The organism is Psychrobacter sp. JB385 (assembly GCF_900163785.1).
Classification (GTDB): Bacteria; Pseudomonadota; Gammaproteobacteria; order Pseudomonadales; family Moraxellaceae; genus Psychrobacter.
Genome location: NZ_FUKN01000014.1, coordinates 150,901 through 163,588, shown reverse-complemented (window position 1 = coordinate 163,588; position 12,688 = coordinate 150,901). Strand labels below are relative to the sequence as shown.

The 12,688-nt window shown below is 43.9% G+C and carries 11 protein-coding genes; 6 read left to right on the top strand and 5 right to left on the bottom strand.

Annotation, left to right across the window (positions count from 1 at the left end; translation table 11 throughout):
• Positions 1-88: 88 nt before the first annotated feature.
• A complete protein-coding gene (locus CZ794_RS11800) occupies positions 89-526 on the bottom strand; it encodes a PH domain-containing protein (RefSeq protein ID WP_087041808.1) in 438 nt (145 codons plus the stop codon).
• A 230-nt stretch (positions 527-756) separates the two neighbouring features.
• On the opposite strand from CZ794_RS11800, the gene CZ794_RS11795 reads away from it, so the two are divergent.
• Positions 757-1,365, top strand: a complete 609-nt coding sequence (locus CZ794_RS11795; protein WP_087041807.1) for a class I SAM-dependent methyltransferase — start codon at positions 757-759, stop codon at positions 1,363-1,365.
• A gap of 305 nt (positions 1,366-1,670) precedes the next feature.
• On the opposite strand, the gene lptG is transcribed toward CZ794_RS11795, so the two are convergent.
• Both lptG and lptF read right to left on the bottom strand, forming a co-directional pair.
• Positions 1,671-2,879, bottom strand: a complete 1,209-nt coding sequence (gene lptG, locus CZ794_RS11790; protein WP_087041806.1) for an LPS export ABC transporter permease LptG — start codon at positions 2,877-2,879, stop codon at positions 1,671-1,673.
• On the bottom strand, positions 2,879-4,162 hold the full coding sequence (gene lptF / locus CZ794_RS11785) for an LPS export ABC transporter permease LptF (protein WP_087042180.1): 1,284 nt from the start codon (positions 4,160-4,162) through the stop codon (positions 2,879-2,881). The genes lptG and lptF overlap by 1 nt, the downstream gene beginning before the upstream one ends.
• A gap of 584 nt (positions 4,163-4,746) precedes the next feature.
• Here lptF and CZ794_RS11775 point away from each other — a divergent pair.
• The 5 genes from CZ794_RS11775 (at position 4,747) to CZ794_RS11755 (ending at position 10,931) form a co-directional block, all read left to right on the top strand.
• Complete coding sequence (locus CZ794_RS11775) at positions 4,747-5,352, top strand: cysteine hydrolase family protein (RefSeq protein ID WP_087041804.1); 606 nt, start codon at positions 4,747-4,749, stop codon at positions 5,350-5,352.
• 428 nt (positions 5,353-5,780) lie between these two features.
• Positions 5,781-7,445: a leucyl aminopeptidase gene (locus CZ794_RS11770; RefSeq protein WP_087041803.1), complete on the top strand. Its 1,665-nt coding sequence runs from the start codon at positions 5,781-5,783 to the stop codon at positions 7,443-7,445.
• 21 nt (positions 7,446-7,466) lie between these two features.
• Positions 7,467-7,949, top strand: a complete 483-nt coding sequence (locus CZ794_RS11765) for a DNA polymerase III subunit chi (RefSeq protein ID WP_087041802.1) — start codon at positions 7,467-7,469, stop codon at positions 7,947-7,949.
• Positions 7,950-8,154: 205 nt separating this feature from the next.
• Entirely contained in the window at positions 8,155-9,357 is a 1,203-nt protein-coding gene (gene sstT, locus CZ794_RS11760; RefSeq protein ID WP_087041801.1) for a serine/threonine transporter SstT, read from the top strand.
• A gap of 386 nt (positions 9,358-9,743) precedes the next feature.
• Complete coding sequence (locus CZ794_RS11755; protein ID WP_087041800.1) at positions 9,744-10,931, top strand: MFS transporter; 1,188 nt, start codon at positions 9,744-9,746, stop codon at positions 10,929-10,931.
• Between the two features lie 132 nt (positions 10,932-11,063).
• Here CZ794_RS11755 and CZ794_RS11750 read toward each other — a convergent pair whose 3' ends face one another.
• Complete coding sequence (locus CZ794_RS11750; RefSeq protein ID WP_087041799.1) at positions 11,064-11,390, bottom strand: chaperone modulator CbpM; 327 nt, start codon at positions 11,388-11,390, stop codon at positions 11,064-11,066.
• 90 nt (positions 11,391-11,480) lie between these two features.
• A complete protein-coding gene (locus tag CZ794_RS11745; protein WP_087041798.1) occupies positions 11,481-12,485 on the bottom strand; it encodes a DnaJ C-terminal domain-containing protein in 1,005 nt (334 codons plus the stop codon).
• Between the last annotated feature and the right edge of the window lie 203 nt (positions 12,486-12,688).

Below are 12,688 nucleotides of genomic sequence, written 5' to 3'. Positions count from 1 at the left end.
CTTGAAATATGTAGCATGCATTAGCTCAAATTCTAAACCAAATTTTTAGCAAAAAGTCCGAGCTAATTTATTTATTATCATACCTACCCTATTTTTTCTCTATCACTATTTTGGGATTACGTGCTTGTATCTCTTGATAAAAACTTGCTCTATCTTTCGGTGATATCAATACTTCTTTGTTCCGATACTCTATTTTGAGTCTATCCAATGATAGTGCTGGCGCAGATGTCATGCTTCGAGTTGGCGTAATATGTATGATATCTGCCAGCTCAATGGTTTGAGTAGACAGACCACTATCCACATATAGCTGGCTATCGGTTAGGGTGTATTTAGTACCAAAAAAAGGCATGAGCATGAGTGCTGCAAAAGGCAATAGGATAACCATTAGCAGTATGTTGCGCATACGCGAATCTCTTTTGCCCCGCCGCCATTCCCACAATGGAATTAAGACGAAAGACAAGCTGCCACCCCATAAAACCAACGCTATCCAGAAGTCGACTTTAGATACAAATATAATGTCTGCCATACATACTACTTCAGAGCTATCAGGTTAAAGTTGAGTGTAAGCCTCTCACCTAATCTTGCCAATATGTTTTTTTCTATGTTTTTTCTACATACTAAATTTGGCAACCATAATGATTCCCGTAATACGATGCTGCAAACCTACCTTTTTCTCGTTACAATACCCATCATACGATGCGCACTGTCTAATTGGACAACGCACCCCCTTCTACTTATCTATTATCCGAGACTCCCATGAGCCATAGACCACCTGCTGACCTCCTCAAAAACGCCCAACACTGGCGCGAAGACATTAATTTTCGCCAAGACGTACTGGGTAAGCCGTTTGATTTTGCAACCACGTGGGGTATTTTTTCACCGCAAAAGCTCGATGATGGTAGTTTGATGCTGCTTGATTATGTGGATTTCCAAGACGATGATGATTCAATCGATTTGGGCTGTGGTTATGGTGTGCTTGGTATGACGGCCGCACGTGAATGTCCAAACGGTCAGCACACACTGATTGATAAAGATTTTATGGCAGTAGAATATGCGCGCTTGAATTGTGAAAAAAACGGTCTAAAGAATGTCGACGTGCATTTATCTAATGGCTTTAATCACGTTGCAAAGGACAAAGACTTTAGTCTTGTAATGTCAAACCTGCCCGCCAAAGTCGGCAAAGAGCAGCATTATCTGTACTTCCTTGATGCCTATGCACGCATGCGTCAAGGTGGCCGTTTTTATGTGGTGACCATCAATGGTTTGCGCCAGTTTATGAAGCGCTCGTTTACCGAAGTGTTTGGCAATAGCGAAAAGGTCAAACAAGGCAAAACGTACACGATTACCATGGCGACCAAAGACTAATTGTTTGGAAAAAATAGGTGGTTAAAACTTAGCTGGTCAAAAGCTTAAGGTTTTAAAAGTTGAGACTGTAAAATTGAGCAAATAAAAAACCCGTCAAAACAATACTGTTCTGACGGGCTTTTTTATGGTGAACTGTCTAGTTGAGTTACTTTGATAATATACAGAACGACTGGGATAAAGTTTTTGCAGCCTCTGTATTACAGCAAGCAAAGAAAATTTATACCAGTCGCTTATTACTATAAATGCTTGTCAAAATGCTTGTCACTATGAACAGGGCCATTTGGTTTTGATTTGTCCGTTGTGACCTACATCTGCCGTTTGAGTAAATATCCACCCAAGATCGCACTACCAATAATCGGTAATAGCACCATCAGCATGGGTGAAAACCCAGTAGCCAGCGAGACAAAACCGACCAAATCCTGCACATAGCTGAACAGCAAACCGAACAGTAACGCTACCACGATACGCAAGCCCAGACTGTGCGTGCGTAATGAGCCAAAAACGAATGAGCAGGCCACAATGACCAAAGACAGAATAGATAAAGGCGACAGCAGCTTTTGCCAAAATGCCAGCTCATGACTCAAAGAGCGTTGATCTTGTTGGCGCATAAATTGACGATGCTCATACAATTGCGTCAATGACAAATCCTCTGCTTTACGAGTCAGCAAATACACGGACTCAGGCGCAAATGGCAAGCTTAACGTATCAGATGTCGAGACGGCCTGACTGCTCTCAAACCCTTGATTGATACTCAGCTCAGTCATGTTATTGAGTTGCCAATCATAACGATACTGCTCGCTCAGTTTGTCAGTGGTGGTATCCAAAGATTCACGACCAATATACTTCCCGCCCTCAGCGTGAACCGCGGTTTGCAAGTTACCATTGTTATCCAAATGCCAACGCTTGACTTCACCGATATTGCCTTTGACATCGGCATAATCGATATAAAGAATGTCGCTACCATCCGGTTTGGTACCACCATCTTCTGACTTTTTAAACCGTGGCTGCACGGTCCAATAACCACGTACCGACGTCACGAGCGACTTGCTGTCTGCATCATTAATCTCTTTTGCCAGTTGATTGGAGGTCGGCAAGACAAACTGGTTGATTGCCAACGCCAAAATTACAAAGATCAAGGCAGGTTGTAGCACCCAGCTGACGATACGATAGACACTTACGCCAGCCGCGCGCATCACGACCAGCTCGCTTTTGTTGGCAAGCAACCCCAAACCAACCACCGCACCAAGTAAGGCACCCGTTGGAATAAACTGCTCTAAAAAGTAAGGTGAGCGATAAAAGATATATTGGATGGCTTGACCCATCGTGTAGCTGTCATCTAACGAATCTAGCTCAGATAAGTAAGAAAACACCAATTGCAGCGCCCACAGACCAAGCACAGCGCCAATAATGGCGAGCAAGGCATTGAGCTTGACATAACGGCTAAGCACCTTAAGGTTACTTGGCACTCTTGCCAACTGATCAGTCGCTACAGATTTTGAAAATAAGGAGCGCATTATGATTGCCCTCCTTGTGAGCCACTGTTTTGGCCATCAGCTGTCATCAACGGCTCATTCTCTTGTTTGCGAAAGCGCAATCGATGCTGCACACGGCTACCCCAATTCATATAAAGCGCCAATGCCATAAATCCTAAAATAAACCATGCGTAGGCCCACACGCTGACACTGCCTTTACTCACGGCATTTTTGAGCGAAATAATACCGAGTGCACAGCTAACAAATAATAAGATAGAGGGAAACAGACGCAACCAGCGCCCTTGGCGTGGGCGTACTTGCGCAAGTGGTACGGCCAGCATGGGTGCGATAATCATCAGCCATGGGAGCGCCAAGCGATAGCCAAGCTCCCCTTGTGCGGCTCGTAACGCATTGCCACTGCCCACTTGCCCACCTGTGGCTGCTTGCCACAACGGCCCAATCGCTTGGGTTTCGATATTGTCTTCGGTAACGACTTCTTTTGAGGATTCCGTCAACGTGATGCGATAGCGATCAAAGCCGACTTGGTTATACTTTAGATTGCCTGCGCCAACCTCATAGCGACGTCCTTGGAACAAGTCCAATTGCGTCACACCACTCGCTTCTGTATCTACTTGCTCAGCCCGTTTGGCTAACGTGATGGTATCTTTGCTAATATCGTTCTTGCTCATCAATGCGTTCGGCAGCTCTGGAATATCCAACTGCTCAGCGGTTTCTGCATCGATGCGATTATCCATATCAACAGACGTACTCTCATCCATATCAACAGATTTACTGCCTTTGGCTTTAGGCTTCGACTGGATAAGTATCACGTCTTGTAATTGCTTCTTATCATCGCTCAAACTGCCCACGTACAAATGATAATTGCCGCTACTAATAAACTGGTTTGGGCGAATCAAATCAAACGCACTGGTCAAAGCTTGCTGCTGCCACACACTCTCAGATGAACGCACGCCCCACGGTTTTCCAACCACCGAAAGCGCTGCTTCACCCACAAATAGGGCTAGTATCAATGGCGTCATCAAACGCGCAAGCTTACCACGCGAGATGCCACTGGCGTTGATCACTGCCATTTCTTGGTCGACATACAAGCGTCCAAAAACCAGCATCAATGCAATAAAAAAGGCCAGTGGCAAGATCAACTCTAAGAAGTACGGCAGGTTATAACCAATAATGGTGAATAACAAACTGATATCCAGATTGCCTTCGGCTGCAATACCAAAGTAACGGATCAAACGCCCGCCTAGCATCATCACCACTAAAAACCCCAACACCAAAGCGGTCGTTGAGGCAACTTGTTGAGTCATATAGCGGCGTAATATCACAATAGGTACTCTTTCATGGTTTGGTCATGGGTTGGCAGTCGCGCAAGGCATCACATGCTTATTGACAGATTATAGGGAGTTTCAAGCACAGTTGTTAGAATTTATCAGCGCTGTAATGGCGTTATACCGCTCACTCAACCCTATAAATAATGACAAAGATAACGATATGTTTTGTGCGTCATGCTCTACAAATATCAGCGATAAAGATAGCCGCTAATCCTAGCATATTTTGGTTAAAAATAGCTGTGAAATGTGTTTGAAAGAGATTGCACGTACCTTGCTGATGGCTTGGTGTACATGCTTAATATAAAGGCAATAATCAACATTTAAAGAGAGAGCAAAACATACAACTGTTTGAAATTGAGTATATTTCTACATAGATATTTTTGGTTTATGTACTTTAGAAAGGTTTGTTTGTCATTCGTATCATGACGCACGTATGTTTGACAATAATTGCTAGACTAATCACGTGATATTCTTAATCTATAAAACATTTATGTCTAAATTTTATGTGATTATTTACATACAAAATATTCAAATACCAAAAAAATACTAAGGACTTTATCATGTCGACCCCCGCTACCTTACTTGAACTTGCTGGTGGTGCCTTTGCGCCCCTTGATTGGTCTGACTGCGCCCTCGTACTGATTGACTTTCAAAACGAATACGTCAATGGCGCTATGCCATTAGGGCAAGCAGGCACAAAAGCCACTGAAAATGCCCGCCTACTGCTCAAAAAAGCTCGTGAGCAAGACGTACCCATTTTCCATATCACGCATCATGGTGCAGAAAACGGTCAAGTATTTGACCCTTTATCAGCCAACGTCGATATTGTCAGTGACTTACAGCCTCAAGACAACGAAACCGTTATCGTCAAAAAACATCCCAATGCCTTTTATGAAACACAGCTTGACGCCTTGCTTAAAAAAGCACAAAAGCAGCAAATTGTTTTTGCTGGGTTTATGAGCCACATGTGTGTCAGCTCAAGCGTCAGAGCAGCGTTTGACTTAGGGTTTGATAATATCGTCTGTCACGACGCCTGTGCCACTCGCGACTTACCAAGCGCGCAAAGAAAAACCATCAGTGCTGAAACCATGCATGATACTGCGATGGCAGCGCTGCAAGACAGATTTGCCGCTTTGATTGCAACAAATGATCTAATTAATAGTTAGCATTAATGCATCTATTGTTTTTTAATACCATGTGCTATGTCATCAAAGCTATGGACGATTCTAAATGAAACAGATACGTTATATGCCAACGCTGAACTGAAATGACTTTTTCTTGCTTGCTGCGTGTGCGCAGACAGAGGCTGCAAAACTTCTCGTTTAAAAATAAGCATTCCAGTCCCGCTGTATCAGTTTTATACTGAACTCGCTATATAATAAAAATTTACCCTTAATCATGCTGATAAACGTAAACTAGGTTAGCAAACTTGTTCCAACATATTACCTAAGCCTTGCTCACTGCGCACTGTTCTTGCAATATGCTACACTAGGCCGGTGGCTCAATAGGCCAAAGGATCTAATAAGTAAAACCAATGAAACAAACGCGCTCGTTTTTATAACTTTGATTTTATAACTCTAATAAGGATAATTATATGAATATTAAATTAACACAGACCTTACCAAAGACACATACGCAAAAAATCCTCAAAAAAGAAGCCAAGAGCAAAGATGCCGCTTGCCTTGTGGTCTTAGTCGATGATAAGAAAAATATCGTTGCTGAATCAGCTTTGAGCGACTATCAAACACGCATCGAACAATTGATTGAAGTCTCACACTTCAGCGGTAGTGCTTGTGAAACCGTAGAAGACTATGCGCTGGCAGGCGATAAAAAGACCACCAAGCAAAACCCGGTACAATTATTATTGGTAGGTGTTGGTAATCTTGACAAGCTTAACCAAAGCGGATTGCAAAAAATTGCCAATACCATTTATCAAAGCACGCAAAAACGTGTGGATTCTATTACCGTTGCTCTAGGCGATGCGTTGGAAGAAAACCAGTTTGGTCAGTTTGCGCTGAATCTATTGGCAGCAAGCTATCGTTTTGATAAATATAAGTCTGAACAAAAAACCCCCGTATTGACTGATATCTATTTATTGGCTGATAAGTCATTGCAAGATTCACTGGTATTTGCTGAAGCGGTTTTCAAAGGTCAAAGCCTAACTCGTGATGTTGCCAATGAACCAGGTAACATTTGCTTCCCAGCTTATATGGCAGAACAAGCACAAGCATTGGCCAAAACCTATCCTGATCTATTAAAAGTCACCGTATTGGGTGAAGATGAGATGTCAGCATTGGGTATGAATTGCTTCTTGGCAGTGGCACAAGGCTCTACCAAAGAAGGCAAGCTGGTATTGATGGAATATCAAGGCAAATCAGCGTTTAGTGCCAACGCTGGCAAAGCGTCTGTTAATAGTGCAAAAGTAACAGGCGGCCTAAAAGCCCTAACCGATAAACTGCCAACCAAGCTTCCAAGTAAGAAAGCGTCTAAAAAGGCAGACAAAAATAACGACACCTCTACTCAAGCCACTAACGATGAAGCTCCTATCGTCTTAGTAGGTAAAGGCGTGACCTTTGATTCAGGTGGTATCTCAATCAAACCTGGTGCGGCGATGGATGAGATGAAGTTTGACATGGGCGGTTCAGCTTCAGTACTCGGCACGATTAAAGCCTTGTGTGAATCGCGTCTACCGATTAACGTCGTTGGTGCACTTGCTTGCGCTGAAAACATGCCATCAGGTGATGCTACTCGTCCTGGTGATATCGTTAAAGCCATGAACGGCATGTCAGTTGAAATCTTGAACACGGATGCTGAAGGTCGTTTGGTATTGGCAGATACCCTATGCTACGTGAAGCGTTATCAGCCAAAAGCCATTATCGATGTGGCAACATTAACAGGTGCTTGTGTGGTTGCCTTAGGTCATATACGTTCAGCCGTCTATAGTAATGACGAAGATGTATTATTTGATCTTGAAAATGCCAGTAATCTATCAGGCGATCTTATTTGGCATATGCCGATGGATGATGAGTATCAATCACAGCTCGAATCGCCTATCGCTGATTTACAAAACATTGGTGGTAAAGCTGGAGGGTCTATCACTGCCGCCTGTTTCTTGTCTCGCTTCATCGAAGAAGGTCAAGCGTGGGCGCATTTGGACATCGCTGGCACGGCATGGAACTCAGGCGCTAATAAAGCGGCCACTGGTCGTCCTGTACCGCTATTTATGCAGTACCTAAAAAACAGTGCCAATATGGTTTAATCCATCGATGAACACCCCTTTATGAATATTAGCTTTTATGTTTTAAGCGAAAATAAGGCCCAAGATTTCTTGGGCTTTATTTGTCAGCTCACTCAAACGGCCCTTAACAAGAGCAACCAATCGGTACTGATACTGATTGAGGATGACGCATTGCTGGCGTCACTTGATGCCTCTTTATGGGCACACGAGACAACCAGCTTTATACCGCATCAGCGTATTGACGACTCTAGTGTGGTTACTCGTCCTGACGCTACTTCTTCCCTTGTAGAGGATAAAACGCCTGCACCCGTTTTGCTGGGTAACCACATGCCAGCTGATTTTAAAGGAATTGTGCTAAATACCACCGCTCATCCTGTGAATCAATTTATGGCGGCTACTCATAATGCGCATCCTACGCGGGTGCTTGAGCTAATCAAGCCAGATTCTGCCAGCGTCGATGCAGGTCGTCATAAGTACAAAAGTTATCAGCAAGCGGGCTATGAGTTGACTCATTTTAAAGTTTGATGCACAAAAGTACTGTATTATTTAGAATTTTAACCTTAAAAACCGCCCTATCCCTTGTGATATGGGCGTTTTTTTTTGCGCTTTATCGCTCCGCATAGAGAGCGGTTAAAGGTAGGCGCTTATGTTTAAAAATGTTACTATCTTGCGCCTGTTTTTATTTTTTATTATTAACTATTTGTTTACTGACTAATTCGAGGGTGTATAGATGCGTTCATTGATTGCAATGTATCAGCGTATAGGACTGGTGCCGCTGATTATTATCGGTTTAGTATTGGGAGTGTTTATTGGTTGGCTAGCGCCAAGCATTGGTATCGCGTTGGGTTTATTAGGGACGCTATTTGTTGGTGCCTTAAAAGCAGTTGCGCCAGTGTTGGTTTTTGTTCTGGTGATGGCCGCCATTAGTCAACATCGCAGTGGCAATGAAGTGTATGTCAAGCCCGTACTTATTATGTATATGTTTGGCACTTTTTTGGCCGCTTTGACTGCTGTCGTGGCAAGTGCTTTGTTTCCCACTGAGCTTGTATTGGTCAATGCCACCATCGAACAAGTCCCACCAGCCAACCTACAAGAAGTATTGACCAACCTTTTGATGAATCTAGTTGCCAATCCGGTTAATGCGATTGCTGAAGCCAACTATATTGGTATTTTGGCTTGGGCCATCATCATTGGTTTTGCCCTACGTCAAGCCAGCGACAGCGCACGCGCCGTGGTCAGTGACTTTTCTGATGCCATCTCACAAGTGGTCAAATGGATCATTGCGTTGGCCCCTTTTGGTATCTTAGGCTTGGTTGCTAACACGGTCGCTGAGACAGGCTTTGCGTCTTTGGCAGGTTATGCCCGTATTCTCATGGTACTTATTGGCTGTATGGTGTTCATTGCTTTGGTTGCAAACCCCCTTATCGTCTTCATAAAAACAGGCAAAAACCCTTACCCATTGGTATTTAGATGTTTGCGTGAGTCAGGTATTACTGCCTTCTTTACACGTTCGTCAGCGGCTAACATTCCAGTCAACATGAACTTGGCGCGCAAACTGGGTCTACACGAAGACACTTACTCTGTGACGATTCCACTGGGCGCAACCATCAATATGGCAGGCGCAGCCATCACTATCAACGTATTGACGCTTGCTACAGCGCACACACTTGGTATTGAAGTATCATTCGCCTCTGCTCTATTGTTGAGCTTGGTCGCAACGATCAGTGCCTGCGGTGCTTCTGGTGTCGCTGGTGGTTCGTTATTATTGATTCCACTGGCTGCTAGCTTGTTTAGTATTCCCAATGACATCGCGATGCAAGTGGTTGCCATTGGATTTATTATCGGTGTGATACAAGACTCAGCAGAAACGGCGCTGAACTCTTCAACCGACGTACTATTTACGGCAGCGGCTGATCCTACCTATTCACGTTAATCGTTAAAAACACGCTCACAAATAAAAAAGGGCCATTTGGCTCTTTTTTATTGTTAAAAAATTTGGTTCTATGTACTGTGATGTTTTTTTACTCTCAAAAACGATACATAGCACCATACGTCTTATTGAAAAACCCATTTATACTGCCCATCTCTTTTAGACTCGATTTCGCAGTTTTCACAGTCACCTTTATAGTCCTGTCTACATCCATTTTGGTGCTTAATCGCCTCTATCGATAAATACTCAGAATACACGAATACCCTAGCCATTTATGGACAGGGGTTTTACCTATTATTAAAAGAAATCAACATGAACATGAACAGCATTATTTTTCCTATATCCTATATTACCTTTGTTCTCTGTATGGCAGTGGAGGCAAAGGCTCTATGAATATCGACGACCCTAAAACCTCTGGGCTTAACGCCCCAAGTTTACCTATCTGGAAGCTGCTGGCATTCACGCTAGCAGGCTTTCTCACTATCATGACCGAAACGATGCCAGCTGGTTTGTTACCACAAATTAGTGAGTCCTTAGGTGTTTCTAAGGCACTAGCAGGTCAGCTGATCACGTTTTATGCACTAGGCTCTGTGCTAGCCGCTATCCCCGTGATTGCCGCCACTCGTAGTTGGAATCGCCGCCGATTGTTCTTATTGGCAATTGGTAGTCTATTGGTATTCAATGTTATTACGGCCTTGTCGAGCAGCTATGGAATCATTATAGCGGCACGCTTTGCTGCAGGTATGGCAGCAGGAGTGATATGGGGATTACTACCTGGCTATGTATTACGTATGGTGGCAGACAATATGCGAGGGCGTGCATTAGCAATAACGGGAGTGGGTCAACCAATTGCACTAGCCTTTGGCGTACCTCTAGGAACATGGCTCGGTCTACTATTGGACTGGCGCGGCGTGTTTTGGATCATGTCAGCGTTAACATTGCTATCATTGATTTGGGTACGTCTGGCATTACCTGACTTCGCTGGTCAATCAGCCAAACAGCGCCTATCCATCCGGCACGTTTTTTCGATGCCAGGTATTCGCCCTGTATTGCTCACGTTATTTGTCTGGATCGCAGCTCACAACATTCTCTATACTTACATTGAGCCATTTTTAGCATCGGTCGGGCTGGCACAGCGAGTGGATGCGATATTACTGCTATTCGGCATTGCTGCCATCGCAGGCATTTGGCTTACTGGTCTGCTAGTAGATAACTGGCTACGGTTAATGGCTTTGATAAGTCTGAGTGTGTTTGCGATAGGAGCGTTAGTATTGGGTTTCTCTGGTGGTTCCACAGTCATCGTTCTAGTGGGTATAGCCATATGGGGACTGACCTTTGGCGGCGCACCAATATTGCTACAGACCGCACTTGCAGGAGCCGCAGGTGATAACGCTGATGTTGCACAGTCCATGCTTGTGACCGTATTCAACCTAGCGATCGCTTGCGGCGGCGTAGCAGGTGCAATACTATTACAACGCATTGGCGCGGTATCGTTTCCGTGGGCAGTCCTTGCGCTTGCCTTATTAGGACTATCAGTCGTCTGGTCTGCTAAAAGAAATGGGTTTGTTTCGAGCTAAAACTTGAAATACTACGGCCCAAAAGAAAATACGCTCGATGAAGTACCAATGTATATCCGCTATTTTTGGTTATTCATAAATATAAAAAAGAGCCACTTGGCTCTTTTTTATCGTCTATTCTGTATGGTTGTCTTATTGTTTCAAATCATCAATATCCACTTCAATCACTGGCATTTGCGTGTCTAGCTGACGTTTTAGTTGGCGTAGCTGCTCAAGCTCATCTAATAGCTCAAGTATCAAACCAATCGCTGGCACACTGGCGTCAAAATCGCGACTCAAACGTGAGGCGCGGCGCACAGTCGTTAGCTGGTAACCCGTGAACTGCTCACGCTCTGGCACATCGTATTCAATAATATTTTCTTCAATCAATTCGATGACCCATTGGCGCTCTTGACCACAGGTAGATACCAGCTCATCTAGGCTCATGATAATATCGGTAAATTCAGGCGAGTGTTTCATAGTTATTATCCTCGTTTACGCTTTGTGTCGTCGTTCTCGTATGGTTTTATCTCTCTTACAATGGTTTTTAGCGATGATAAATCATTATTATTAACGGTCAATATTGGTATCGGCAAAGGCTTGTTTTAATTGCTCATAAGCGTGGATGGCGGCATCAGTTTTGATATCAGGATTGACGATGTTTAAGGTTAAGTACAAATCACCTGCCTGCTTGGCCGGAATACCTTTGCCTTTTAGACGCAGATTGCTGCCCGACTTGCTATTTTTGGGAATGCTGACTGCTAATGTGCCGGCTGGTGTGGTCACATTGATTTTTTCGCCCAGTGCCGCTTCCCATGGTGCAATATTTACGGTTTGATAAACATCCGCACCTTCGATACGGATATTGTCGGCATGACGAATTTTTACTTTTAAGAATAAGTCACCGTTTTTACCACCACCACTACCAGCAGCCCCTTGTCCTGCTAAGCGGATTTGCTTACCATCAGTGATGCCCTTAGGGATTTTAATCTTGAGCGTTTTGTTGTCATAATCGACGCTACCACTGGGCTGGCGTACGGGCACATTTAACTTGATACTGTAGTCGTCCCCATTATAAACGGAGGCCAAGTCAACCATAATCTCAGCGTGCTGATCTTGTCCTTTACTGTCTTGCGAACCAAATCCACCACCGAATTGATCAAAACCCCCACGTTGAGACTGTCCATTGGCTGAGCCGCGCGCGCCGCGTCCAAATGCTGAAAATATATCGTCGAAACGAAAACCACCCTCGCCAAACGCTTCGCCATCACCAAATTGTCCCTTCATATCTTCCCAGCGAAAACCGCCCTGACTGCCACCCGCAGACTGACCACCAAAGCCCTGTCCTTGACCTGCAAAAGGATTGTCTAGCATGGCGTCATATTCAGCGCGCTTGTCTTTATCTCTGATGGTTTCATAAGCGTTATTGATCTCTGCAATCTTATTATCAGCATCTGGATCATCACTGACATCTGGATGATATTGACGCACAAGCTTACGGTATTTTTTTTTGATATCAGCGTCTGAGGCGTCTTTTTTGACCCCTAAAATGTCATAGTAGTTTTTCTCTGCCATGTTGTTTTCCTCAAAATAAAAGCAGGTAAATGATACTGATATGCCAATTTTAAACGTTATGGTGTGAAAATTTGTTTGACTGCGACATAACAGATGATAACTATCGTCTATAGATGATGATATCAATAAAACAAACAAATACCGTTATATAAATATTACCAAGAGTGAAGTGAGCTGACATTACGAATACACTTATTTAAAAA